Source organism: Rhodospirillaceae bacterium (genome assembly GCA_002746255.1).
In the GTDB taxonomy this organism is placed as follows: domain Bacteria; phylum Pseudomonadota; class Alphaproteobacteria.
This window is the reverse complement of the sequence record NVWO01000001.1, coordinates 105,995-130,813: the sequence shown is the minus strand read 5'-3', so window position 1 is coordinate 130,813 and position 24,819 is coordinate 105,995. Positions and strand designations below refer to the sequence as shown.

The window sequence follows — 24,819 nt, the reverse complement described above, 5'->3', positions numbered from 1 at the left end:
AAACCATAGCCTGCTGAGGTGCTGTCAGTCTAATGAAACAAGGCTCAGAAATGCGAGGCAACCCCGCTTACAGGCCGCCAAATGACGCCATTCGGTGGGCGCGGTCGAACGGTTTTGCGCCTATCTATTCAGACAAGTCCATCGCTTGTTCATGGAGCTCATTTGCTACAAGAAACCAAGAATGCGGAACTGACATATTCTCAAATTCTATATTTCGATCAGACTGATTCATTGCAAATATTGTTATGTCATTCGTTATTGATCACGATTTTCCCCGAGCCCAAACCATAGATGACCGTCTCGCCAGCTTGCAGAAGCTTCCTTCTTCATCAAAAGACAGCCAGGCACAAAGCCCTGAGCACACTCATAAAATAATCTACAACCTTGCAAACTTGAAGATTGGAACATAGTCACCACGATCAGCAGCCCTCAAAGCGACAATGTATTCGGTTCGGCGTTCGTTCATGGCCTGAAGATCATGACCACCCGACCAGTCAATGGGTTCTTTATCGAATATCTTTTGCAAAACAGCGTCGGTCATGATCCGGGCATGACGGCCATTGCCGTCGGGAAACGGATGAATGAAAACGAGTCGGTGATGGAACCGAATAGCAGCTTCCATCTCCGGATAGGTATCGTGCTCAGCCCAATAGCGCATATCATCCAGAAGTGTCCGCAGCTCAACGCTAATGGCCAGCGGATCAACACCGATATTCTTTCCGGTGCGCCTGAAAGAGCCTGCCCATTTCCAGACCTCGCCAAAGAGCTGCTCGTGAAGCTTGCGAACAAACGCTTCGCTCAAGATATCTTTTTCCCGGCTGTGTGATAACCAAACGAGGCCGTTCTGAATATTGGCCTGCTCCAATTGGTCAAGCTCTCCCCTGGTCGTCACGTGCTTGAATTTCAGACCTTCCATTTCGTCCGGATCAAGCGGCGTCGCCCCTTCTGGATAATCCATTTTCATGATCTATCCCTCCAGAAATCCGAAGGCATATCGCGCATGAGTTCTTGAGCGATGCGCTTTTCCTCTGCGTCCATTTGTTCCGGCGTCAGATTTTGTGCTTCCAGCGCCATGTGTTGGCCTGATTTTTCGACAAGCAGACACGCCTTCTTGCTGGCCTGCGCCGCTAGAAGGTCCTCAATGCTCTTATCAGGCACGATGGCGTAGACAAACCGGCACCCCATGGCCTCGGCCATGCCCTTCATGGTTTTCAACGTCACGCCGCCATCAAGCTCGGCTTTTTCGGTCTTGGATACGAGCGCTCGACTTTTACCAAGCCGCCGCGCCAGCTCTGCGGCAGACATATTCAGCGCTTTTCGTACCGTGCATATCCACCCCTCTGCGGGCATGCCGACCTGGCGCGCAGCCTGCGCTGCCCGGTCCACCTTTTCCTGATATTGCCTTGCGACGACATTCTTGAGAGACATTGTATACCTATATATTTACATTAAATGACATTTCGTCAATATATTAATTGACGACAAGATGTTTTATGTCAATATATTTATTGACGCCAATACTCTAAACGTAAGCATATCCATATACAAAAAAGTGTCGACGAGGACCTGCCTTTAATGTCCAGGCAGAGAATTTATATTGGGCTGATTACAATAAAGCCCCAGAGGCATTATTCACAAACAACTCTCCGGACCGTACGTACCGCGCAAGCATTGCGTCCGATGCATGGCCGGTCTGTTTTCGGATATCGAGGGAGCTAACCCCTGCCATCGCCGCACTGGTAGCAAGGCCCGCCCGCAGGCTATGGCCAGAATAGAGCGTTGGGTCGAAGCCAACTTGCTCGACCCTGGCCTTGATCACATTGGCGACGGCCTCACTTGATAGTCTTTGCGTTCCAACCCGCCCGTACCGGTCCACGGAACGAAAAACAGGGCCATCGGATATGCCCGCGACTTGCAACCACGCCTCCACAGACTTAACCGGGCAGAACCGACCGCGCGCAAACGGAACACCTATCTGCCGCCCCACACCAGCCTGATCCGTTTTGGATCGTTTGATGGTGACGATCATTCCCTGGCGAACGGACTGGATGTCTTCAACGTCGAGCGCAACGAGTTCGGACCGCCTGAACCCACCAGCAAAGCCGAGCAACAACAACGCCCGGTCCCGGGTGTCTTTCATGCCGTCTCCAAGAACGCTCATGATCCGGAGAAGGTCCTCGATAAGAAGGGGCGCTGAGCCGCGCTGGGGAGCCCCGTGAGTGCGTTTGATGCCCCGCATGGTGGCCTTGATCAGGTCAGAGACAGTCGGGCTTTGCAGGCCCCTTGCCCTGTGTGCCTTTGCAATTGATGCAATACGCCGGCACAAGGTTGAAACTGCCAACGCCCCCGCATGAACAGCGAGGTAATCGGCAACCATCACGTCCGTTGCAGGTATAGCGCCTCCCCATTCCAGGAAGTGATTTAAGTCGGCGCGATAGGCTCGTCGCGTATTATCAGCGATGGCCGCCCGCACATAGCCTGACGTAGCTTGTGTGCAGTTAATTGCACCGCCATCCAGGGCGGTTGTTATGGGCTCCGATAAGTGGGTGTTATCAGAGGTTAGAGGCGTCTCATTGGCTGCCTGTCGTTTGTTCGCATACATGGTCATTTCCCCATCCCGGAAACGACCATTCGCCGGGCTTCGTTGAGAATAGGCATATCTGCACGAAGCAGCGTCATGACTTCCCCGATCCTCTTGTGTCTCAGAGCCTCGCATTCAAAATCAGACATGCGGCGCAAATCGTCCCCGACTTTCCAACGGTGCCTGCTTGAAACAAGCCCACTCTCAATCCGGAACAAGACACCGCCGAGAAACTTCGTCCGACCGGTAGGGGGCAAAACGTCGTCAATCCAACGGACTGTTTCGCAATCCGTTTTGAGGAACCGGCTCATGGCCGCATTGCCTTCGCGGACATGCATGTCGAAAGCCCACCCAGGAACGTCTCCAATCATTCCCTCTTCTGGAAAATCATCCGATTTTGCATAATGAACGGATTGTTGCGATGCCTGCGCTAGCAAGACCATGAATGCCGCCAGAACACCGCTACCTTTTCTGAAACCCTCTCGGGCGATTTCCACCACGGTGTCAGGGAACCCAGCCTCACATAAATAATTAAACACCGCTTGAGGGTCGCCGCGTCGTTCCCGCAATACGGGAGAGCGGCAACGGTCAGTCCCCAGGGCATACCATGTTGCCAAAGACTTTTCGGGTATGGAGCCTGCACCCTCTACTACCTTCAATAATTCCAGCATCGGCTTGTAGGTCAATTCCAGGCGCGGTTGTTCGTAATCTGGGTGCCAGTCACAAACAACGGCAAGATCATCCGCTGCCCTGCATTTGTTTGCTTCGCACATGATGCCGATCAGATAGGAGGCAACAGCCCACTCCCCACCAATCTTGGCGCGGTATCGCTTTCCTGCCAAAGCCACTGTAACCAGCGAAACAACTTCCAAGTTACCAACGCCGATGTCTTCAAATGCAGTGACGCCAAGTCTCCGCCAAAGTCGTTCAGGTGAAATTTTAAGAAGTGTTGCAGCACTCCGAAGGGCAAAATCCACCCGACCTCTGCGGATAGCTTTTTGCATCAGGCTCATCGCTAACCACGGAGAGATTTCCAATGGATTGAAGTTGGGAATATCCGTGCCGCGCTTCAGAACTTGGTCGGCAAGCTGGGACCGATAGTGATCAAGAATATGGGTTCCGTTCATCGTCTTCTCCTCCTTGAGATTAATTTCAAGGGGAGGACTGAGATCTTAGGTCCCACCATTATCGTAGGCTTGGGAACGAAGGAGTAAAGTGATAACCGCTATAATAAAAATAGAATCAAAACGTTATTTACCCGCTTTATCAAGGCGCTCCCTACGCCTTGAGTTTAGTAAAAACGAATAGGCTTTGTGAGTTTATGAAGGGGGCCAAACGATGGACCGGCGACTCTTTTGATCCCAAGTTTGGAGACATGTGGAGGATTTAACTTTGACACCAGCATTTTTGTCACAAAGATCGCCACGTCACAGGCGGTCAACGCGGACCCGCCCCTGTCTGTTTCCCGCAAATTATATTTAAAATTACCAATTGCACTCGTGAAAAGCCTTTGATTCTAGCCATTTATTTAACATTGTGACAATCGCCGTAATGTTTGCATGCTGTCAGAAATATTTGTCAAAATATTTGTCAACGGCATGTTTTTTGATGAATTGACACAATTACCAATTCTAGTCGCCATAAGTCCTTTTGAGACTGGGGATGGGCTAATAAAGCTCAGACAATCACAACTTTCCAAGGAACATTTCAATGTCTTGGAACAAATCCTCGTGCTTCCCTGAACCCTTTGTCCTGAGTGACTCGACTTCTTCCAGCGCTGACCCCGCAGTCACCCATTGCACTGACTGTTCGGCATGAATTCGTTCGTGCCGCCACCTATCACGACGAAGGATCACGTCCTCCGGCAATGCATCCGGACGCTCCGTATAGATCAGACGTTCCCCGAGCTCCCCCAATCGATCGTCCGTCAATTGTAAAACGGTCCCCAGTCGCTCTTCCCAAGGCTGCTGGTGAAATTGCTCCATCAGTTTTTGATCCGACCAACTCGGAAAAGCATTGTAAATCTGCTCTTCCACAAGCTTGGAGGGCTCCCGCTCAGGATAACGATTGGCAATGGCATGGGCCACGTTGTCGGCGAAGGTCGGGTGCTCTTTTACCTGACGCGCCCTCTCTTGCAATTGGTAAATTGGCAGGTCATGTCCCGCGACCCCTACATGGCTGAACTCATAGGAAGCAAGGATGGGTTGCTGGTTGGCCTTAACAACGCGGATCGGGCGGGGAGTTGTTCGCAGCAAACTCACCATGTCTTTTTTCGATATGTCCAGATAGTGGACAGGATCGTGGGAGAGATCGAAGACTGCAACTTGAGATGAATTTTCCGGACTGGGCGCTATCTGGGTTGCAAGGACCGAGGATTGCTTGAACATCTTGTCCGTGAAACAAAAGACGTCCGTATCGGCCATAAAACCCTGTACCGAGCGCTTGGCCCGCGTCGCATACATGGCCTCCCATATTTTTGGTGCCTTTGCCCGCACCAGCCTGGCCAGGCCAAGCGTCACCAAGGTGTCCGACATGGCTTCATGGGCGTCTTCGTGAACAAGGCCGTTAGCGGCAGCAAGAAGACCCAGCTTGAAACTTGGTCGCCCCTTATCGTTCAAGGGTATCTGCAAAACGTCCGGTGCATATTCTGAGACGGCATGAGCGACGCGCAACATATCCATGCGGGTGTTGCCGTTCATATTGGTGAGGTAGACGGGATTGAGCGTCTGGTAAAATGCCTGACGTAGCATGCTTTCGTCGTAACTGATGCTGTTGTATCCAACAATTACGGCCGGCGTGTGCTGCTCAATCACGTTCCGAATTTTCCGGACCATCTGATAGTGGGACAGATTGGCCCCTTGGATATCTGACGGGCGCACACCCGTAACCAAGAGGGCCCCTGGCGATGGCACTACATGGGATTGCAACCGGCAGCGCAGATTTACTTCCTCGATAACGTTGAAATCGTCATCGGTTACAAGCGCCGCGAATTGAAGAATTTGATCGAAGCCCGCCGACAGCCCCGTTGTTTCCGTATCGTAGAAAATAAATGTCATATCAGATTATGCGTGAACCTCTGACACATCGACTTCCATATCATATGCCCCAACGATCCAAATAAAACTCTGAGTATCAATTCGGTCTTGTGGACCAAGGCCGGAAATTTTCTGTTCGGTCTTATCAACCAAATCAAGCAAGCTCTCATAAACCCCAATATCAAGCTTGGCTTCATAATTATTGAAAAAAGGATGGCCTATCCGTTCCGAAAAATCTTTGGTGATTGTCGGTTTCAAAAACATATGTTTTGTTGGATTCCATAAAAATGGCAGGTACGTGACAACAGTCCATTTAGCTACATCATGTGGCTTCAGAGATTTCTCCATTTCACGCAGACCATTTTTTATCTCCCCCGATGCCATTCGGGCAGCACCGTTGATAAATTGATCTGCCTGGTCACTAAGCAGAGCGTCATTCAATCGCATCTTCTCGAATGGCGATATTAGGTTTGTTTTATTGAAAACGGCCCTTATGGCCTCACCATGACCTGAGCTATTTAATGCCGCATCAAGAGGCACTGTGTTATCCAGCAATTCTTTGGCTTGAAGCTTATATTGACGTTCCTTGCTCAGGTAATGTTCAGACGCAAACCCGTCTGGAAAGAAAGACAGAAAGCGGTTTTTTGCAGCTTCAAACCCGAAGTAGTTTGGACTGCTCCTTGCGGCGCTGGCTTCTAGTTTTTGCCAAACATCTTCCGGATCAGCCCCTTCAACATGCGAGCTTATCTTGCCCTCTTGAAGGACAATGCCCGCATATGCCTTTCCGGCATCAACCAGCCGCAGGGTAACTTTTCCGATTTTTTTCTCTCTAATTGTTTTCACCACATCTGTCCTGCTTTTTTTAATTGACATTGCTGCGGCTGGATCAGCCCTCCGTGGAAATATTTTGCCTGACATGATCTTGTAATTTTTCAATTGCCCCATGCCAGACGTCTAATTTGTCCACCAGCGTTTCAATACGCGGAGCATGCCCTTCCACAGCGACATATGGAATTTTGTCCTTGCCGATATACATAATTTCTCCCCCGAATATTTCAGCTAGGTCCTCAATGTAAGATCGAGCGAGTTTTTTATCGGAAAGAGACCAACTGGCTGCATCGGTCCACAATTGTCCGGTCCGCTTGATGTATCCAAGATTAATTGGCTTGCCTGATGGCGGGTCCCATTTGAGGTTCAGGGAACGCTGGAATTCCGGATAGACGCCCAGAGCCGATAGCTTGTCCACAAAGGCCTTCAAGCTTTCCGGCAGGCCAGAGGCTCTCTCTTTCATGGCTTCGTAGAATTGTTCGGAACTAATAGATTGAAGGCGACTGGAAGACGCGACTTCTGGTTTTCCTTGAACGGGAACGATCTCAACCTGTCCGTTGTCTATGCGGACGATGCCCCTCTCGATCATGCATGTCTTGGCCAGTGTGCGCGGCACGACGAGAAAATCATCATCATCCATGCCTCGAAATACCGCCAACTCGACGAGGGCGAAGGTGAAGTGAAAACCGGCATGTAACTGGAGCCCGTCAATCAGGGTCTCGATACTTGTTCTGATCCCGTCTCCGGCCACAAGGACGACGATACGGCCATTCTTGAGATTGGTGGTCACAGCATCGACAAAGGCCGGTTCATCGAGCGTGTCAGCGTCGCTGAATATGTCGTACAGGCGAGCAGGCTTCTCCTTGTTATCGAAATCGGCCTTCAGCACTGCTTTTTCAAGCGAATCGTAGTCCATGCCAAATAGGCTGGAGGCATAATCAAGAGCCTGCGCGACGACTTCACGGCGAGCTTCCGGGTTGCGCCAAAGTTTAGCCTCGATGATTACGATGTCCCCATCGGGGGTCATTAGCAGGTTGTCCAGAAAGCCACAGGACAAAGGAAGTTCCATGCAAACAGGGACCAGCGTCGATAGGCCAGGCTCGATCTGATCCATGGGGATGCATGTAGGATGACGGTGAATTAGCTTCTGAAGCCACTTCTCGTTGTGCGCGTTCTCCGTGCCATCCATGCGCAGCCTTCTGAGGGTTCTTGAATCTCCCCCGGATACCAAAATTGGTGTTCCGTCTCTACCCATCGCCACCACTCCCGAAACCAAAGCTTGCGGTACGCCCCCGCAAGTAGGTCCCATCTTGATCCCTGGTGATCGGGGAGTTTGTAAACCGTCTATAGGCGGCCCCTATGGCCTTTAGGCGAGAAGCCCTGGACATACGCCACAGGCTCCCCGACCAAAGAGGTCAAGGACTGTGGCGCTGTTACGGTCAGCACCAACCGCTATAGACGGGGTTACAAAGCCCCAGAGCAGCGCGTACCGCTCCACGGGCAAAGGTATAGGGTCTCTAAGGCAAGATAAAGCCTCGCCACTAACCCATGAAGGGGGCTGTGTCCGGATGGCGTATGATGTTTGTAGAGCCTGGGACGGTTCTAATATTGCAATTGATTGCAATCGGGCCCTGACGATGAAGTTTCTTTCTTGAAGTCCAGCAGCCCCGATTTTTTAAGAACGTCCGGCCAATATGACCACAGCTTTTCCGGGTTCCACATCGTATGAAGCGATTTATTTAACGCGGCTTTGTAGAGTTTGCGTTTTCCGTCCGGCAATATGTCCAGCGCCCCGTCTATACCCCTATGACGGCAACTGTCTACGAAGTGCCACCAATTATGGTCCTTCTCCGGGGGCGCGACAGCAACACAATCAAACACATCCAGCTTGCTTAGTGGGCTGGCAAGCGACGCCAATTTTACTATCGGAACCTGAGTTTTGACCCTGAACTCTACTCGTGTGTGCACGACGCCTTGATAGGTTTGCCCTATTTCATCCTCTTCCTGCTGTAGAGCCTTGTCATAGGCATAAAGGTCGCTGTTCTTGTCCTTCTTCTTTACCCCCATATAGATCGTCTCCAAGGCCCCTTCTTGAGAGTAGTAAGCATGCCTCTTACCCTTCTTCCTCGGTCGGAACAGCAATTCACTTATCTGAGCATTGATTATGTCGCAGGCAACATCAACCCGGGTGACTTTTCCCTGAGTCGCAATCTTCTCATAGGCCATCTCGTCATTGAAAATACTGGTTAATTCATCTTTCATGAAAGACAGTCCTTCCTTCCCCAGAACCGATGGGATGAACTGAAAGCGCATGAATTTTTTTTGTTTCTTGGAGGTAGGACGAGCCTGAACGTCGATATAGCTCCCGGATGGCTCATGGAACAAGCTAAGTTCTATCTCGTAACCCTTAAAAAGATTTGAGGACTTAGGTGGGTCCTTCGCATAGGGGACACCTGCATCTTTCTTAATGCCGACGAGGTTAGATACGATGCCTTCCTGATCATCCTTGTCAGTCACGTCGTAGACTACGCTTAGATAATCTATCTTGGGTCTTAGCAAGTGGACATCGGAACCATCCAGTCTTTCATAGCTATTCCCTATATCGCTTATATCTACCTTATACTTTGTCTTCCCTCCCTTGGGGGGCTTGTTAGGGTGAAGGGTACCTTTGTAATTGAAGATCACCGGCATGAAAGTGCATATCCCTCAAATGTCTTTGGCATTGATAAAGAGGTGGGAAAAGTCGAGATCGTAGTTAATCCGCTCCACGTCCTTCGCTAATACCTTAAGCAAAACCCCAACCCCGTAGATACCAGTCGTGCTTTTTTCGGCATGACCAATCAGCGCTTTAATCCTCGAGTCCTCGGCTTCAGCATTTCGCAGCGCATCAGCGAAGTTGTGACGGAAACTGTGAAAGGTCGTTTTACCCGTCTTGACCCCAACCAGCTTAAGGTAGCGTCCAAAATACTTGCTCATGTTGTGACTATGGTCGCCATTCTTTCCCGTCTTAATCTCGGAAAATACCCTGCCCTTCGGATTCTTTTGTCGCTGTAACGCTACATGATCCATAAACCCCATGCGTATTAAGTCCGGGTGAATAGGAATGCGGCGCACACTGCTCTTGGTCTTCAGCGTCTTCTTGGCGTCACCTTCTCCTTTGTTAACATCGAAGTGAAGCACGTCCTTTTCTTCGCGCACATCGGTTACGAGAAGTTGGACAATCTCGCCCAGCCTCATCCCGGTGTAGAGACCTATCAGGGGTATCCAAAACTTACCGTCCTTGATGAGGAGGCTGCCAGGCGTTGCCCGGTGAGATGGCGAGTTATGGCCGGTAAACTGAGGGGATTTAAAAAGCCGTTTTAGTTGATCGTGGGAAAATGGCTCCCTGGCGTCAAAGCTATTGATTTTATGCCCAATCTTGAGCTTCAGCATCTTCGACGTGTCAATGTCGTACTCGTCCCCACACCAACTAAGAAACCAGCGCACACAGCCAAAATATTTCTGCAATGTGCTTGCACCCAATTTCTCCCCCGCAGGTTTGGCCGCCGCAATCTCAGCAAGCCCCATGCCCTCAAACGCTACTGTTTTTGTGAAGTGTTTTGGGAGTTTGAAGAGCGTGTCCCTAAACTCTCGAACGTCTTCGATATTTATATCGTTAATGTTTTTTGTTGGACCGATTTGTTCGCGGAACCACCCCAGTATTCTTCGGTTCTCGTCGGCTGTTTTCGACGTCCAGTCCTGAACTTCCTTCATGGCACAAAACTTATCGATAACGTTTTCCAATGTAAGTTGTTTGGGCTCCGGCTCGTCCCCGGGAAGAGGCGGCATTCCCGTCGAAGTTACGCCATCAAACAAAGGGTCCTTCGATTTCACTTCATCAAACGCACCGCGCAACATGGCCACGTATATGCGGCGCTGTTCTATTCGTGCACGCAAGACCCCGTTGCAAATTGCCCTGAATTTGTCTGCCGAAACGTTATGGGGCGTGTTCGCTCCCGTGCCGGCTAGTTCTTGGGCCTCTAGCAGAGTGATTTTATCGAATTTTCCCTTGGCTAATTCAGCCTGGAGGCGCTGCCTATCCTCCTCAGCTAAGGTCGCTTCGAACTCTGGGTCGATCGATGGGTCCTGTGGCGTAAGAAAGACGATCTCTTCCGTCTTCGAGAGTAGCCTCTCGAAGTAGCTACGAATCATCGCATCGACCTTGTTCTTGCCGAGCCCAGGCATCCTGTCCACCGCCTCCATCAATTGCTCGAATAGATTCGAACACAATCGACAAAGGAGTCTAGCGGTCGCAACGTCGCGAGTCCGCAGCGAAAGACAGAGTTCACGCCGCCCTACGATGTCACGGAACGGCTCTGGAACGGCTCTGCGAAAGTAGAAGACGCCACTTCGGTGCTTTAAATGTGCAGGGCTTCGCACGGACAAGACAACCTCCTTGCTGTAGCACGTTGTTGTTACAACGCAGGAAGCTGGCAATGTCTTGGATAGCTAAGTCACTGAACTTAAGCGCCGAATAAGAAAATTGGTATCCCCTAGGGGAATCGAACCCCTGTTTTCGCCGTGAGAGGGCGATGTCCTGGACCGCTAGACGAAGGGGACCCGAAAGGCCCGGCAGTCTTGCCCGATCCCAGGCTCGCAATCAAGGCCTTTGACCCCTGGCCCGTCAATCGGCTTCGCGCAGTTCTATGGGGATGGCCGAAAATCCATCCCCCGCCACGATATGGGCCGTGACCGCGCCGGCCCCGTCTTTTGTGACAGCGACGATAACCCAGACAAATTCCTTGTCCCAGGCCATGGCAAGGTCGGTCCGGGACGGTTCCGCCGGGTGATCGGGGTGGGAATGGTAATGGCCGATGATGGCGTCATCTGTCCCCTCACAGGCGCGCATGATTTCAAAGCGAAGTTTCGGGTCAATCTCGAAACGGTCTTTGCGCCCCGTCGCGTCGATGGCGACGTTGCCGCTGGGTACGACGCGGGTCACGTCATAGACGCCGCCCGCCCCAAGGCGGCCAACAAGCAGCCCGCAGGCCTCGAAGGGATAGGCGCCCTCGCCCGCCGCCTTGATCGCGCGCAACCCTTTGCGCGGCAGGCGGATCATGGCTGGGGATCAAGCGCGATCGTACCCAGGAGGGAGCCGTCCTTAAGGCTGAGGATCAAAATCCGCACGGCACCGTCTTCAAGGGCCAGGCGCAGAAAAAGCCTTTCCCCTTCGACCCTGCTTTTCTCAACATACGCGCCTTTCGGGATGGCATGGGTGGCCGTGCCAAAGGACGCAGAAGCCGGAGGATTTGAATCAACCGTCAGTTTTGACGAGGCACGCTTGGCAATCGTCACCCCAAGGACAACCATGCCGCCCAGAATGACAACGCCAAGAAAAATCACCAGAAACTTGAGCCCTCGCATGGTTTCGGCCAATCTCCCTTCATGACAACAAAAAACAAACCCGGCGACACGTCGCCACGCGACACGCTGCCACGCGAGACGTCGCCACGCAACACATCACCACGCCAATTTCAGATGACCGGCGACGGTCGGGACAAAGGCGTTCGCCTCGACAAATTCCTGGCGGATCATGGGCCGGAGCTCTCACGAAGCCATGCCAAGCGCCTGATCGAAGCGGGGCATCTTGTCTCGGACGGGCGGACGATAACGGACCCCAACATGCGGGTCAAACCGGGGCAGCGCTTTGTGCTTACCGTGCCGGCGGTCGTGCCTGCCAAACCGCAAGGCCAGGCCATTCCCCTGGACATTCCCTATGAGGACAACGACCTTCTTGTCATCGACAAGCCCGCAGGCCTGGTCGTGCATCCCGCCCCCGGCAATCCGGACCGCACCCTTGTCAACGCCTTGATCCGCCATTGCGGGAAAAGCCTTTCCGGCATCGGCGGCGTCGCGCGGCCCGGCATCGTCCATCGGCTGGACAAGGACACGTCGGGCCTCCTCATCGTCGCCAAGAACGACACCGCCCACCGGGGCCTGGCCGAACAATTGCAAAGCCGGCAGTTGAAACGCATCTACCTGGCCCTGGTCTGGGGCGTGCCGGTGCCCATCCATGGCCGCATCGAAGCGGCCATCGGACGCAACCCGAAGAACCGCAAGAAGATGGCCGTGCTGACCCGGGGCGGTCGCCCGGCCGCCACCAATTACCGGCTGCGCGCCCGCTTTGGCGACGTGGCAAGCCTGATCGAATGCCGCCTTGAAACCGGTCGCACCCACCAGATCCGTGTCCATCTTGCCCATCTGGGCCACCCGCTGCTGGGCGATCCCGTCTATGGGCGAAGGCGGCCCCCTGCCCGCCTTCCTCCTGCCGTGGCCACCGCCATCGAGGCCTTTTCCCGCCAAGCCCTGCACGCCCATAGAATCGGGTTTATCCACCCCAAAAGCGGCAAGGCCCTAAGCTTTGAAAGCAATTTACCAAATGATTTCAATAGGTTAATAAAGTATTTAGAACTGATTTAAAATTTTTTTTACCCTCTTGAAAAGCAATATTTCTTGACAAATCCCGTGGCAATCGCGTATTTTAGCACTCGGCACATGAGATTGCTAAAATCGCAAGCAAGGGCAAAAGCCCGGGAGGATCCAATCATGACAAGCCTTCCTGTTGTGCTTCCATTTTCACCGGAAAACAACCTCACCCGCTATCTTCAGGAAATCCGGAAATTTCCGATGCTGGAGCGGGAAGAGGAGTACATGCTGGCCAAACGCTTTGCCGAACATGGCGACGCCGAGGCGGCCCATCGCCTGGTAACCAGCCATCTGCGCCTGGCGGCAAAAATCGCCAAGGGCTATCGCGGCTATGGCCTGCCGCTGGCGGATCTTATCTCCGAAGGCAATGTTGGCATCATGCAGGCGGTCAAGCGTTTTGATCCGGAACGCGGCTTCCGGCTGGCCACTTACGCAATGTGGTGGATTCGCGCCTCGATCCAGGAATACATCCTGCGTTCCTGGTCGCTTGTAAAAATGGGCACGACGGCGGCTCAGAAAAAGCTGTTCTTTAATTTGCGGCGTCTGAAAGGCCAGCTACAGGCCATTGATGGCGGCAATCTTCGCCCGGAAATCGTGGCGCAAATTGCCCAGCGTCTCAACGTCAACGAAAAAGACGTGATCGAGATGAACGGTCGGATGAGCGGTCCGGACTATTCCCTGAACGCGCCCCTGCGCGCCGATAGCGAGGGGGAATGGATGGACTGGCTTGAGGACGAGAGTCCCAATCAGGAAAGCCTGTTCGCCGAAAAGGAAGAACGGACGAACCGCCAGCAACTGCTTCGCAACGCGATGACATGCCTGAACGATCGCGAGCGCCACATCCTGACCGAACGTCAGCTGCGCGACGACCCGCCAACCCTGGAGGTGTTAAGCCAGGAATACGGCATCTCACGCGAACGCGTCCGTCAGATCGAGGCCCGCGCCTTTGCAAAGATTCAAAAGGCCGTAAAGAACGCCGCCATTGAACAGCGGGTCGCCCCTTAAACGGCGGCGGCAGGCTTCTAAAGGACCGGCACGCTCATTTGTTTAGTTTTGCTACTGCGCGCCCGATTTCTTCGCCCCACACCTCGATTAATTCTTTTCGCAAAGCGACAAGCTGCGTCTTGCGATGCTCGGCGCGAATTTCGATCACCGCGCCGACAAGATAAGGCATCCCGAAATAGATCAGCCAGCCAATGGCGGCGGTGCCATACATGACAAGCCATGTGACGGGATCCGTAAGAAGAAGAAAGGCCGTATCCATTTCCCCCTGTCCGGCCACCGCCAACAGGCTTACAAGATAGGGGGCAACGCCAGCGATGTTCAGCGGCATGACACATTTTCCAGCGGCCCTGCCCGGCTGGCCATCAACGATGAAGGCAACCCAGGACGGCAGCATGCCGAGCGTCAGAAGAAGAACAACCGGCAGCGCGAAAGTCGAGATGGCCGCAAGCACAAGCAACCCAAGGACCCACCAGAGTCCGATGCCCGTGCTTGCTTTCTGTCTGTGCGCAGCTGCCACTCGCCTTGTCATGAGCCCATCCTAAATATATTTTGAAAGCGCGACACTGATCGCAACCAGCGCGATCAGAAGAGAAACCCGGGCCGCAAACAGATGCCCAAACACAAGCGATGTTATTGACAGCCCCTTCAGCTTGCGATCAATTTGCGCCGTTTCGCCAAGCGACCGCATGAATTGGTTGCGCGCAATCGCGTGGGCGCGGCGATCCGCCTGACGCTTCGCCGGACTGCCAACCAGGTTATAGATTTCAATAAGGTTTCCCTTCGCGGCGATTTTTTCCGCGTCCTGTTCAAGTTGCTTGCGAAGCGCCAGATTGTGATAGCTCGCAAAAACCGGCGGCAGAAGTTTCCACGCCCAGCCGGTAAGCTTTGTCAGCCGCGCCAGTCCAAAGCGATCCTGCAAACTGGCCAACAGGCCCAGGATCGCCAGCACACGCTCGGCAGAACCTGCGGGCGAAGCAAGCGAAAAAAGAAACGGTTCGACCTTGGCAGAGAACCGACTCGCAATGAAGGCGGCGATGTGTTCGTCCATTGGCTCGACAAACTTCTCCAGCTTGCCTGCCGTCGCCTCAAGTGCCGGCAACAGGTCGGAAACTTTCGCGCAATATCCCGGAAGAACAAGCGCGCTTTGACAACGCAGGCCCGGCATAAGCTCGTAAAGGTAACGCGCGAGGCCGAAGCCAAACCCGCGGCGATTAAGAAAATGCTGGAGCCGTTGAAAGCGCTTCAGGGTTTTGCGGTTCTTTGCCACCTCCAAACCCCGGGCGGAAAGCCAAAGCTGGGGAAGATGAAGGCGGATGACATCGGAAAAATCGCGCCGCATCTGCTCGTCGGCATATTGGCTCGCAAGCAGGCCGCCAAACCCGTCAATCAAAGCCGAAAAACCCTTGTAGCGAACGGGCGCCGCCGGATCGAGAAGAATGGCGATCCGCGCCACCAGCTGCTCTGCCGGCACCGGGGAAACGCGGTTTTTCGTAACCTCTTCCGTAACAATGCGCGCAATCTTCTGGTCCGCGAGACTACGCACCGCCCAGGATTCAAACCGGGGCTCGCGAAGCGCCTTGCTCGCCTCCTGGGGGTGTTTCAGAAAGGCGCGAGCCAGCGAGCGGCCCGTTGTATATTGTTCTTTCAGAAAGGTAAAAACATGCTGCTCCGAACTTGGAACACTTGGCATGTTCTGCGCCTGATAGCTATTCAGCCAGCCTTCGAGTTGCTTGAGGCCCCATCGCTTGTCCGCCTTGTCGTGAAGGGTGCCTTTCAAGAATTCCTTCATGCGCAGCGAAAGCCGTGCCGAGGCTAACTTGCCCGTTAAAAAGTCGTAGGAGCCCTTCTCGATTTTCCCCGTCAGAATGGCTTCCGGGTCCGTCTCTTTCACCGGAAGTTCACCTAAAAAAAGCGTAAGCGCCGTAACGCCGAGCGCGTAGATATCGTCAGCAACCGCCCCCCCTCCACGGCCTGCTGGATTGGCCAGCGCGCTTTCGATCGGCTCGAACAGGACCGGCTGGTTATACGCCGCCGGCGACGAAACACCGTCGCCAAGCACAATGCCCGACCTTTCCTTGTCTTTAGACACAAATAAATTGTCCGGTCGAATGCCACGATGGGTGAGGTCCTGAGCCTCCAATCGCCTCAGGGTTTCCACCACCGGCGCAAGAACGGTCGTCTCAATCGCTTTCCCCGTCATCGGCTCCGTGATCGAGAAACGAAGCGGCACGCCCGGTTGCACATAAATAAAAACCGGGCATGCGTTCTCGACGGAAGGCAACGTGACGACCCCTTCCTCGACAAGCTGCAGGACACCGACAATGTTTTGCCGGCGCTGCTGTTCAAGAAACGACCAGTACAACGGCAGGCCTTCGGCGCAGACATGGGCGAAAAGCGACAGGGCCGGATTGACTCTGTCCTTGATGGCATAGGCCTTTGCGGTGGGTGAATCATAGGCAGGCAATGGCATGTCCAAAAGAAGCCCATACCGCCCTTTCAGCAAAATCTCACCCCCGGATGGGGGAGCTGCCACCGCTTCCGTGGCCTCTTCCTTTTCCGCTCTCTCGACCGCTGTCATTTCCGCTTCCATTGTCCTAGCAGAACGCGTCCTGAAAATTTTGCAGCAGGAAGGAAAAGAAACCGTTAATTTCTTCGTAAAAATGACTAAAATTTTAGGTATTTCAAGCGGTTAGAGAATCAATCCGCAAAGGGATCGCGAACCAGAATGACATCCTCCCGCTCCGGACTGGTTGAAACCAGGGCAACCGGCGCCGCGATCAATTCCTCAATGCGGCGAATATATTTGACGGCTGTCGCCGGAAGCGCCGCCCAGGAGCGCGCGCCCTGGGTGCTTTCCTGCCACCCTTGAAGGGTTTCATAGACGGGCGTGACGGAACTCTGAATGGCCGGAAGGGATGGCAGATAATCGTAGGTCCGATCCCCATGACGGTAACCGACGCAGACTTTGATCTCGTCAAGTCCATCGAGCACGTCGAGCTTGGTAAGGGCGATGCCGTTGATCCCGCCAACCTGAATCGCCTGGCGAACAAGGACGGCGTCGAACCATCCGCAACGGCGCTTGCGGCCTGTAACCGTGCCGAACTCCCGGCCACGCTCGCCAAGAAGCTGGCCGGTGGCGTCGTCCAGTTCTGTTGGAAAGGGGCCGCTGCCGACGCGGGTTGTGTACGCCTTCGTAATTCCCAGCACATAACCGGTGGCACCCGCCCCAATCCCCGATCCCGTCGCGGCCTGCCCCGCCACAGTGTTCGAGGACGTGACGTAAGGGTAGGTGCCATGATCGATGTCGAGCATCGCGCCCTGGGCCCCCTCGAAGAGAATGCGTTTGCCGGCCCGGCGTGCCGTATAAAGCTCTCGCCAGACCGTTCCGGCGAAAGGAAGAAGCCGTGGCGCGAGGTCGAGGAGTTCCTTGCAAAGGGCACCACCATCGATCGGGTCGAACCCCATGCCGCGCTGCAGGGCATTGTGATGGACGAGAAGCGCCTCGATCCGCTCTGCCAGATTTTTCGCATCGGCCAGATCGCAAACGCGAATGGCCCGTCGCGCGACCTTGTCTTCATAGGCGGGCCCGATGCCCCGTTTCGTCGTGCCAATCTTCGATACGCCGCTTGCCTCCTCCCTGGCAAGATCCAGACGGCGATGAAGCGGCAGAATCAGTGGCGCGTTCTCGGCAACGCGCAAATTTTCCGGCGTGACATCAACCCCCTGCTTGCGCAGCCCGTCGATTTCATCAAGAAGCGCCCAAGGGTCGATCACCACCCCGTTGCCAATGATCGAAAGCTTCCCCTTCCGCACGATGCCTGAGGGAAGAAGGCTGAGCCGGTAGATTTCGCCATTGATGACAAGGGTATGTCCGGCATTGTGGCCGCCCTGGAAACGCACGACAATCTCCGCGCGCTCCGAAAGCCAGTCCACCATCTTGCCCTTCCCTTCGTCACCCCATTGGGCGCCGACAACGACGACGTTCGCCATACGATCTCCTGTTCCTAGGCTTTCTTCACGGGCCTGGCTTTGCCGGAATGATAGAAATAGGGGCATCCCAGGCGGGCAGCCTCCGTCTCCGGGTCGTCGCCAGCTTCAAGCGCCACGACGGTAATCCAGCCTTCCTGACGAAGCCGCGCGCCATCTTCAGCCCGCGTATCAAAAGGAAGGTAGAGACGCCGTGGCACCGGCGGCGTCGGCACGGCCCGCACCAGCGTGTCGAGAAAAAGCGTGAAACCGGTGGCCGGTTCGCCGGTTTGCGGTTCGCCGGTGGCCGGTTTGTTTCCCCCTGCAAAATAACGTCCGCCACGCCCCAGTGACCCGCGAACGTCGCGGGCAAAGAACGTAAAACCAAGGCCCGCGTGATATTCAAAGCCGCGATTTTCCACCGGGTCCACCGTCAGCCCAAGGCCGGGTGCGGCCACAGTAAGCCGTTCAACAACATTCGCCAGGCATTGCCTATCCGCACATGTCGATTTTGGAAGGTCAGTTTTCGCCAAGAGATCCAGCGCGCGGTCAGCCGGCCCCACAGCCTCTAAAAGAGCGCCCAGAATTTTCGCCGGCTTGCCGCCAAGGGCCGCCACGGCCGTTGCGTCCTTGTGATCCAGCATGCCACGCAGGGCCTTGTCCCGGCCAAGGTCCAGCCCAAGACTTTCACAGACCGCCGGCACAAGCCGCGGCAATGTCAGATCGATCGAAAGCCCCGGAAGGCCGACCTTCCCCAGGGCTTCGACGGCAAGAAGAAGAACCTCAAGGTCGGCGCTCTCCGATGTCGACCCGATCAACTCAACGCCCGCCTGCCCAAACTCACGTTCGGGGCGAAGCTGACTTCCCATCACGCGCAGCACTTGCCCGCCATAACAGAGCCTGAGCGGTCGCGGCACATCCAAAAGACGTGTCCGCGCAATACGCGCCACCTGCAACGTCATGTCCGGACGCACGCCCATCATGCGCTGGGAAACCGGGTCCATAATCCGGAACGTCTTGGACGCCATCGCTGCCCCCGCCCCTTCCAGGAGGCTTTCCTCGAACTCGACGAGAGGCGGCGCAACGCGCTCATAGCCATGCGCCGCAAAGGTGGCAAGCAACGTTTCCATCAGCTGCGTCTCACACGCGGCATCCGGTGGCAACACATCGCGCAGCCCTGCCGGAAGCAGGGATTTTTTCAATTTATCCGTCATGTGGTCTGTCATGGCCTCCCCATCCTCAGGGATCCTCCCATTTCCAGGCGATCCTTCCACGCCAGGAAAATTTGAGCCGGTTTCGTCCTAGCCGGTTTCCAGACCCACGGAAACCCTGGTGCCATCCTACCGGAAACCAATAGAAATTTAGCCCAGTTTCCCTAGAAAGAAAGCGAATAGGCTTGGAGAACTTCCGGGATCGCGTGCACTTCTTCAAGGGTTGCGCTGTCGATCTTTTCGTCCACCTGGATCAGCGCCAGCGCATTTCCATTCGGTGCCTTACGGCCAAGATGAAAGGTTGCGATGTTCACCCCATTGCGCCCAAGCACGCTGCCCAGATTGCCGATGAAGCCCGGCTTGTCCTGATTTATCACGAAAAGCATATGCGGGCCCAATTCGGCCTCAACGGCAATGTCGTCAACCTGGACAACACGCGGTTTGCTGCCACCAAAGAGGGTCCCGGCCACGCTGCGTGTCTCCTTCTCGGTCTTCACGACAAGGCGAATGAGAGTCTGGTAGTCCGCCTCGCGCTCATGGCGTATTTCGGTCACATCGATATCGCGCTCGCGCGCAATCGTCGGTGCGTTCACCATGTTCACCGATTCCATAAGCGGCGCCAGCAATCCCTGAAGCACGAGGGCTGTCAGCGGCCGCGTGTTCAGTTCCGTCACATGACCGGCATATTCGATGGTGACCGCCTCAAGGCCCGTCTGGATCATCTGCCCGGCAAAGCTTCCCAATTGCTGGGCGAGTTTCATGTAAGGGCGCAGTCGCACTGATTCCTCTGCCGTAACCGACGGCATGTTGATCGCATTCGTCACCGCCCCGGTAAGAAGGTAATCCGCAATCTGCTCGGCAACCTGAATGGCCACATTCTCCTGCGCTTCCGATGTCGAGGCACCAAGATGCGGCGTGACAATCACCTTTTCCATTCCAAAGAGAACGTTTTCACGGGCCGGTTCTTCCGAAAAGACGTCAACGGCGGCACCCGCGACCTTCCCGGCCTCAATCGCCGCCTTCAAATCCACCTCGTTAACCAGGCCGCCTCTTGCGCAATTGATAATCCGGACCCCATCGCGCATCTTGGCGATGGCTTCAGCGTTTATCAGGTTCCGCGTCGCATCGTTCAGCGGCGTGTGCAGCGTGATGAAATCGGAACGGGCAAGCAACGTGTCAAGCTCCACCTTCTCAATGCAAAGGTCCGCCGCGCGGTCTGACCCAAGATAGGGATCATAGGCCACCACTTTCATCTTCAGGCCCAGCGCCCGATCCGCCACGATTGCGCCAATGTTCCCGCAACCGATGATGCCAAGGGTCTTGCCGGTGACCTCAACCCCCATGAAACGGGATTTTTCCCATTTCCCGGAGTGCGTCGAAGCGCTCGCTTCTGGAATTTGACGCGCCAGCGCAAGCAGCAACGCAATTGCGTGCTCGGCCGTCGTAATCGCATTGCCAAAGGGCGTGTTCATCACGACGACGCCATGCGCGGTCGCCGCCGGCAAATCAACGTTATCGACACCGATCCCGGCACGCCCAACCGCCTTCAAATTCGACGCAGCATCCAGAATCTCCGGCGTGACCTTCGTTGCCGAACGAATGGCAAGGCCGTCATATTCGCCGATACACGCCTTCAACGCATCGGGCGTCATCCCGGGCTTGAAATCGACGTCAAGGCCGCGCTCACGGAAAATTTCCTCGGCGCGTGGGCTCATTTTGTCAGAAATTAAAACTTTGGGCATGGCATATCCATTTTACGCGTTTGCTTTTGTTTCGGCGAAGGCCCAGTCCAACCAAGGAAGAAGCGCCTCAAGATCGGCCTTTTCGACGGTGCTTCCCGCCCAGACCCGAAGGCCTGGCGGGGCATCGCGATAGCCTCCGATATCATAGGCAACGCCTTCCTTTTCAAGGGCGCTGGTTAATTTCTTCAGGGCCGCAGACTTCCCGTCCGGGTCCAGGGACACAAACCATGGGTCTTCGATTTTAAAGCACACCGACGTCGAAGAACGGCTTGCCGCCGCCTTCGCCAGAAACCCAACCCACGGGGTCTTTTCAACCCAGGCGGCGAGACAGGCAAGGTTGTCACGGCTGCGCGCGACAATCGCGTCCCGGCCGCCAAGGCCGTCCATCCATCGAAGCGCGTCAAGCGCATCTTCAACGCAAAGCATGGAAGGCGTGTTGATGGTCGCGCCCTTGAAAATTCCTTCAATTAATTTACCGCCCTTCGTCATCCGGAAAACCTTCGGCAACGGCCAGGCCGGCGTATAACTTTCCAGCCGCTCAACGGCGCGCGGGCTTAAGACAAGAATGCCGTGGGCCGCTTCGCCGCCCATGACTTTCTGCCAGGAATAGGTCGCAACATCGATTTTTTCCCAGGGCAGCGACATCGCGAAAACGGCCGAGGTCGCGTCGCAAAATGTCAGCCCCTTGCGGTCGTCTGCAATCCAGTCCCCGTTTGGCACGCAAACACCGGACGTCGTCCCGTTCCAGGTAAAGACAACGTCGCGGTCCGTATCCACCTGGGTGAGATCCGGCAATTTTCCGTAATCCGCCTCAAAGGAACGCACATCGTCCAGTTTCAGATGCTTCACAATGTCCGTCAGCCAGCCCTTGCCAAAACTTTCCCAGGCCAGCACGTCAACGCCGCGCGCGCCCAGCATCGACCACATGGCCATTTCAAAAGCGCCGCTATCGGAACCCGGCACGATGCCGATCCGGTAATCCTCCGGCAGGCCAAGCAAATCCCGGCTGCGGGCAAGCACTTCTTCGATTTTTGCCTTCCCCGGCTTCGAACGGTGCGAGCGCCCAAGCGCCGCATCCCTCAAGGCGTCGAGCGACCAACCCGGGCGTTTCGTGCAGGGACCGGATGAAAAACGGGCGTTTTGCGGTCGAGCCGTCGGCTTTGTCATTGTTTTCCTGGTTTTCCTTTTTGAGGCAGATTGCCGGAAGGAATGCGGCCTTCTTTAAAAACAGCAAATTTGCGCGGAGTTTAATTGGGAGTGGTGCAGCGCGTCAACGCCGGATCGGGCACATATTCGCAATTTGCCGCAAACGCGAACGCCGGGTAATCTCTCCCAATCAAGAAGCCCGAGGGGCTCGGAAGATATGGCCAGGGAGACGCCTGCATGACGGTTGACCAAACGGCTCTGTTCGCCATTTTACTGGCGGCGTTAGCCTTGTTTATCTGGGGAAAATGGCGCTACGACGTCGTCGCCATCGGCGCCTTGCTTGCCGCCGTCTTCGCAGGCGTCGTCCCCGCTGAAAACGCCTTTTCCGGCTTCGGTCATCCGGCCGTCATCACCGTCGCCGCCGTTCTGATTATTACGCGCGCGCTGCGCAATTCCGCGATCCCCGACCTGCTGGTTACCTGCATGAGCCCCTTTGCCGGCCACACGACGTTGCAGATCGCAGCGCTCACGATCCTGGTCGCCATCTTCTCCTCGTTCATGAACAATGTCGGCGCACTCGCCCTGATGATGCCGATTGCTCTCCAGATCGCCAACAAGACCGGCCTTCCGTCCTCGGTCGTTCTGATGCCGCTTTCCTTCGGGTCGCTTCTGGGCGGCCTGATGACGATGATCGGCACCCCACCGAACATCATTATCGCCAATTACCGCACTGAATATGGCGGTGTGCCATTCGCCATGTTCGATTTTGCGCCCGTCGGGATTGGCGTGGCCATCGTCGGCATCTGTTTCATCGTCCTCGTTGGCTGGCGGCTGTTGCCACAACGCAAAGGGGCCGTTCATACCGATACGGCCTTCGAACAGATCGAGGATTACATCACCGAGGCCCGCCTGGAACCGGATTCGGAATTCGTGGGTGCCACGCTGCAGGAACTCGAAGCCATCGGCCAGGAGGACGTCGCCATCGTTGGCCTCATCCGGGGCGAGCGGAAATTGCTGGCTCCCTCCAGCTTCCTACGCTTGCAAGAAGGCGACATTCTGATTCTTGAAGGCGACCCAGATGCGCTGCGCACCCTCGTCGATCAGGCGAAGCTTGAACTTATCGGCAGCGAAGGGCTGAGCATGGAAACCATCCGTTCGGACGATGTCAGTCTGATGGAGGCCGTCATTCCGCCCGGCTCAGCGATGGAAAGCCAGACCTCGCGCAACCTTCGGCTCCATGCCCGCCTCGGGATCAACATGCTGGGTGTCGCCCGGCACGGCATTCCGGTAAAGGAAAGGCTGAGCCGGATTCGCTTTCAGGCAGGGGACGTTCTGCTGCTGCAAGGGGAAACAACGGCCCTGGCCGAAGCCATGTCCGAACTTGGCTGCCTGCCCCTCGCCCGGCGCGACATCCGCCTTGGCAAAAAACAGCGGACCTTGCTGCCCGTCGGCATCTTCGCCACCGCCATCGCGCTGACCGCCTTCGGTGTCCTGCCGGCCGCCGTTGCCTTCATGGGGGCCGTCCTGGCCATTGTGCTTTTCGATCTGCTGTCGCTTCGCGAAGCCTATGAAAGCATCGAATGGCCGATCATTGTTTTGCTCGCCGCCATGATTCCGGTGGGAATGGCGTTGCGTGAAACCGGTGGCACCGATCTTATCGGCGGAATTTTTGTTGGCGCATCCAACTATCTGGACCCACCGATCATTCTTGCCTTGGTCATGATCGTTACCATGCTGCTTTCAGACGTCATGAACAACGCCGCGACGGCGGTTCTGATGGCACCCATCGCCGCCAGCGTCGCCATGGGCCTTGGCGTGAACATCGACCCCTTCCTGATGGCGGTGGCGGTCGGGGCCTCCTCGACCTTCCTGACGCCAATCGGCCACCAGTCGAACACGCTGGTCATGGGGCCTGGCGGCTATAAATTCGGCGATTACTGGCGGATGGGATTGCCGCTCGACATCCTGATTATCGCCGTCAGCGTCCCGCTTATCCTGTATTGCTGGCCGCTATAGGACGTCGTCGGCTTTCAGCGCAAGCCCAAGCGGATAGCCATGGTTAAGCGGCCCATGGCCGCGCCCAAAACCAGGGGCCGTGCGGATCGCCTCAAAAACATAGGCGCGTGCGCGAAGAACCGCGTCACGCAGACCAAGGCCCTGTGCCAGGCCGGTAGCCAGGGCCGAAGCGAGTGTGCAGCCCGTCCCGTGAGTGTGACGAGTCTCAAGCCGGGGCCCATCGAAAGTTTCGGTGCCGTCCGGGATCGCCAGCACGTCTCGAATCTTCGCCCCCATAAGATGGCCACCGGTAAGAAAAACCGCGCCCGCCCCAAGGGTGAGCAAAATTTCTGCTGCATGTTCAAGATCATCAAGGCTGGTGATCTTCATGCCGGTCAGGGCCTCTGCCTCAGGCACGTTTGGTGTCATCACCGTCGCCAGCAGAAGAAGCCGGTCCTTCATCGCCTTGATGGCTGTCGCTTCAAGCAGCCGCGCACCGCCCGTTGCCACCATCACCGGGTCCACAACAAGGGGAATATTCCTGGCCTTCGCTTCGATAAAATCAGAGACGGCCTCAACCGTCCCGGCGGTATGCAGCATGCCGGTTTTCAAAACATCCGCACCAATATCGGAAAGCACAATATCCATCTGCAGGCGAACAAAATCCGGCGGTATGCCATGAACGCCGGCAACGCCTTCCGTATTTTGGGCCGTCACCGCCGTCACCGCCGTCGCGGCATAACCGCCAAGGGCCGTGATCGTCTTGATGTCGGCCTGAATGCCGGCACCGCCGCTGGAATCAGACCCGGCAATCACTAAAACCCGCCCACGCATGCTGCCTTACC

General features: G+C 55.4%; 21 protein-coding genes and 1 tRNA gene. 3 read left to right on the top strand and 19 right to left on the bottom strand.

What is annotated here, in order from left to right; all coding sequences use genetic code 11:
• Positions 1-376: 376 nt before the first annotated feature.
• The 12 genes from COA65_00655 to COA65_00600 form a co-directional block, all read right to left on the bottom strand.
• A complete protein-coding gene (locus COA65_00655) occupies positions 377-964 on the bottom strand; it encodes a cell filamentation protein Fic (GenBank protein PCJ61505.1) in 588 nt (195 codons plus the stop codon).
• Positions 961-1,428 (bottom strand): transcriptional regulator, encoded by a 468-nt coding sequence (locus COA65_00650; protein ID PCJ61504.1) that lies wholly within the window; start codon positions 1,426-1,428, stop codon positions 961-963. Before COA65_00650 ends, COA65_00655 begins: the two co-directional genes overlap by 4 nt.
• 178 nt (positions 1,429-1,606) lie before the next feature.
• Positions 1,607-2,602, bottom strand: coding sequence for an integrase (locus COA65_00645; GenBank protein PCJ61503.1), 996 nt, complete (start codon positions 2,600-2,602; stop codon positions 1,607-1,609).
• 2 nt (positions 2,603-2,604) lie between these two features.
• Positions 2,605-3,708 (bottom strand): hypothetical protein, encoded by a 1,104-nt coding sequence (locus COA65_00640; GenBank protein PCJ61502.1) that lies wholly within the window; start codon positions 3,706-3,708, stop codon positions 2,605-2,607.
• 558 nt (positions 3,709-4,266) lie between these two features.
• The gene (locus tag COA65_00635; GenBank protein ID PCJ61501.1) at positions 4,267-5,637 is read right to left on the bottom strand and encodes a hypothetical protein; all 1,371 of its coding nucleotides are present in this window, start codon (positions 5,635-5,637) and stop codon (positions 4,267-4,269) included.
• 6 nt (positions 5,638-5,643) lie between these two features.
• Positions 5,644-6,489 (bottom strand): hypothetical protein, encoded by an 846-nt coding sequence (locus COA65_00630; protein PCJ61500.1) that lies wholly within the window; start codon positions 6,487-6,489, stop codon positions 5,644-5,646.
• A 13-nt stretch (positions 6,490-6,502) separates the two neighbouring features.
• The gene (locus tag COA65_00625) at positions 6,503-7,633 is read right to left on the bottom strand and encodes a hypothetical protein (GenBank protein PCJ61499.1); all 1,131 of its coding nucleotides are present in this window, start codon (positions 7,631-7,633) and stop codon (positions 6,503-6,505) included.
• A gap of 413 nt (positions 7,634-8,046) precedes the next feature.
• Positions 8,047-9,135: a hypothetical protein gene (locus COA65_00620; GenBank protein PCJ61498.1), complete on the bottom strand. Its 1,089-nt coding sequence runs from the start codon at positions 9,133-9,135 to the stop codon at positions 8,047-8,049.
• Between the two features lie 15 nt (positions 9,136-9,150).
• A complete protein-coding gene (locus COA65_00615; protein PCJ61497.1) occupies positions 9,151-10,686 on the bottom strand; it encodes a hypothetical protein in 1,536 nt (511 codons plus the stop codon).
• Positions 10,687-10,967: 281 nt separating this feature from the next.
• Positions 10,968-11,043, bottom strand: a tRNA-Glu gene (locus tag COA65_00610).
• Between the two features lie 64 nt (positions 11,044-11,107).
• Entirely contained in the window at positions 11,108-11,542 is a 435-nt protein-coding gene (locus tag COA65_00605) for a hypothetical protein (protein PCJ61496.1), read from the bottom strand.
• A complete protein-coding gene (locus COA65_00600) occupies positions 11,539-11,859 on the bottom strand; it encodes a hypothetical protein (GenBank protein ID PCJ61495.1) in 321 nt (106 codons plus the stop codon). The genes COA65_00605 and COA65_00600 overlap by 4 nt, the downstream gene beginning before the upstream one ends.
• A 9-nt stretch (positions 11,860-11,868) precedes the next feature.
• Here COA65_00600 and COA65_00595 point away from each other — a divergent pair, with 9 nt between their 5' ends.
• The gene (locus COA65_00595) at positions 11,869-12,903 is read left to right on the top strand and encodes an RNA pseudouridine synthase (GenBank protein PCJ61494.1); all 1,035 of its coding nucleotides are present in this window, start codon (positions 11,869-11,871) and stop codon (positions 12,901-12,903) included.
• Positions 12,904-13,029: 126 nt separating this feature from the next.
• Complete coding sequence (locus COA65_00590; protein ID PCJ61750.1) at positions 13,030-13,914, top strand: RNA polymerase factor sigma-32; 885 nt, start codon at positions 13,030-13,032, stop codon at positions 13,912-13,914.
• Positions 13,915-13,948: 34 nt separating this feature from the next.
• Here COA65_00590 and COA65_00585 read toward each other — a convergent pair whose 3' ends face one another.
• From COA65_00585 to COA65_00560, 6 genes are all read right to left on the bottom strand, one after another.
• Entirely contained in the window at positions 13,949-14,431 is a 483-nt protein-coding gene (locus tag COA65_00585) for an acyl-CoA synthetase (protein ID PCJ61493.1), read from the bottom strand.
• Between the two features lie 21 nt (positions 14,432-14,452).
• Entirely contained in the window at positions 14,453-16,504 is a 2,052-nt protein-coding gene (locus COA65_00580; protein PCJ61492.1) for a hypothetical protein, read from the bottom strand.
• Between the two features lie 107 nt (positions 16,505-16,611).
• Positions 16,612-17,904 (bottom strand): adenylosuccinate synthase, encoded by a 1,293-nt coding sequence (locus COA65_00575; GenBank protein ID PCJ61491.1) that lies wholly within the window; start codon positions 17,902-17,904, stop codon positions 16,612-16,614.
• Positions 17,905-17,918: 14 nt separating this feature from the next.
• Positions 17,919-19,094, bottom strand: coding sequence for an ATP phosphoribosyltransferase regulatory subunit (locus COA65_00570; GenBank protein ID PCJ61749.1), 1,176 nt, complete (start codon positions 19,092-19,094; stop codon positions 17,919-17,921).
• A 161-nt stretch (positions 19,095-19,255) separates the two neighbouring features.
• On the bottom strand, positions 19,256-20,833 hold the full coding sequence (locus tag COA65_00565) for a phosphoglycerate dehydrogenase (protein PCJ61490.1): 1,578 nt from the start codon (positions 20,831-20,833) through the stop codon (positions 19,256-19,258).
• Between the two features lie 12 nt (positions 20,834-20,845).
• Entirely contained in the window at positions 20,846-22,000 is a 1,155-nt protein-coding gene (locus tag COA65_00560) for a phosphoserine transaminase (GenBank protein PCJ61489.1), read from the bottom strand.
• Positions 22,001-22,216: 216 nt separating this feature from the next.
• Here COA65_00560 and COA65_00555 point away from each other — a divergent pair, with 216 nt between their 5' ends.
• Positions 22,217-23,995 carry an SLC13 family permease gene (locus tag COA65_00555; GenBank protein PCJ61488.1) on the top strand — a complete coding sequence of 593 codons (1,779 nt, stop codon included), beginning with the start codon at positions 22,217-22,219 and terminating at the stop codon, positions 23,993-23,995.
• Here COA65_00555 and thiD read toward each other — a convergent pair.
• Positions 23,990-24,808, bottom strand: coding sequence for a bifunctional hydroxymethylpyrimidine kinase/phosphomethylpyrimidine kinase (thiD, locus tag COA65_00550; GenBank protein ID PCJ61487.1), 819 nt, complete (start codon positions 24,806-24,808; stop codon positions 23,990-23,992). The two genes, COA65_00555 and thiD, sit on opposite strands and share 6 nt — an antisense overlap.
• Positions 24,809-24,819 lie beyond the last annotated feature (11 nt).

What these genes read in the sequence shown, in the direction of transcription:
- COA65_00655 (PCJ61505.1), bottom strand. Translation starts at nt 964, where the DNA reads ATGAAAATGGATTATCCAGAAGGGGCGACGCCGCTTGATCCGGACGAA.
- COA65_00650 (PCJ61504.1), bottom strand. Translation starts at nt 1,428, where the DNA reads ATGTCTCTCAAGAATGTCGTCGCAAGGCAATATCAGGAAAAGGTGGAC.
- COA65_00645 (PCJ61503.1), bottom strand. Translation starts at nt 2,602, where the DNA reads ATGTATGCGAACAAACGACAGGCAGCCAATGAGACGCCTCTAACCTCT.
- COA65_00640 (PCJ61502.1), bottom strand. Translation starts at nt 3,708, where the DNA reads ATGAACGGAACCCATATTCTTGATCACTATCGGTCCCAGCTTGCCGAC.
- COA65_00635 (PCJ61501.1), bottom strand. Translation starts at nt 5,637, where the DNA reads ATGACATTTATTTTCTACGATACGGAAACAACGGGGCTGTCGGCGGGC.
- COA65_00630 (PCJ61500.1), bottom strand. Translation starts at nt 6,489, where the DNA reads ATGTCAATTAAAAAAAGCAGGACAGATGTGGTGAAAACAATTAGAGAG.
- COA65_00625 (PCJ61499.1), bottom strand. Translation starts at nt 7,633, where the DNA reads ATGGATGGCACGGAGAACGCGCACAACGAGAAGTGGCTTCAGAAGCTA.
- COA65_00620 (PCJ61498.1), bottom strand. Translation starts at nt 9,135, where the DNA reads ATGCCGGTGATCTTCAATTACAAAGGTACCCTTCACCCTAACAAGCCC.
- COA65_00615 (PCJ61497.1), bottom strand. Translation starts at nt 10,686, where the DNA reads ATGGAGGCGGTGGACAGGATGCCTGGGCTCGGCAAGAACAAGGTCGAT.
- COA65_00605 (PCJ61496.1), bottom strand. Translation starts at nt 11,542, where the DNA reads ATGATCCGCCTGCCGCGCAAAGGGTTGCGCGCGATCAAGGCGGCGGGC.
- COA65_00595 (PCJ61494.1), top strand. Translation starts at nt 11,869, where the DNA reads ATGACAACAAAAAACAAACCCGGCGACACGTCGCCACGCGACACGCTG.
- COA65_00590 (PCJ61750.1), top strand. Translation starts at nt 13,030, where the DNA reads ATGACAAGCCTTCCTGTTGTGCTTCCATTTTCACCGGAAAACAACCTC.
- COA65_00580 (PCJ61492.1), bottom strand. Translation starts at nt 16,504, where the DNA reads ATGGAAGCGGAAATGACAGCGGTCGAGAGAGCGGAAAAGGAAGAGGCC.
- COA65_00575 (PCJ61491.1), bottom strand. Translation starts at nt 17,904, where the DNA reads ATGGCGAACGTCGTCGTTGTCGGCGCCCAATGGGGTGACGAAGGGAAG.
- COA65_00570 (PCJ61749.1), bottom strand. Translation starts at nt 19,094, where the DNA reads ATGACGGATAAATTGAAAAAATCCCTGCTTCCGGCAGGGCTGCGCGAT.
- COA65_00565 (PCJ61490.1), bottom strand. Translation starts at nt 20,833, where the DNA reads ATGCCCAAAGTTTTAATTTCTGACAAAATGAGCCCACGCGCCGAGGAA.
- COA65_00560 (PCJ61489.1), bottom strand. Translation starts at nt 22,000, where the DNA reads ATGACAAAGCCGACGGCTCGACCGCAAAACGCCCGTTTTTCATCCGGT.
- COA65_00555 (PCJ61488.1), top strand. Translation starts at nt 22,217, where the DNA reads ATGACGGTTGACCAAACGGCTCTGTTCGCCATTTTACTGGCGGCGTTA.
- thiD (PCJ61487.1), bottom strand. Translation starts at nt 24,808, where the DNA reads ATGCGTGGGCGGGTTTTAGTGATTGCCGGGTCTGATTCCAGCGGCGGT.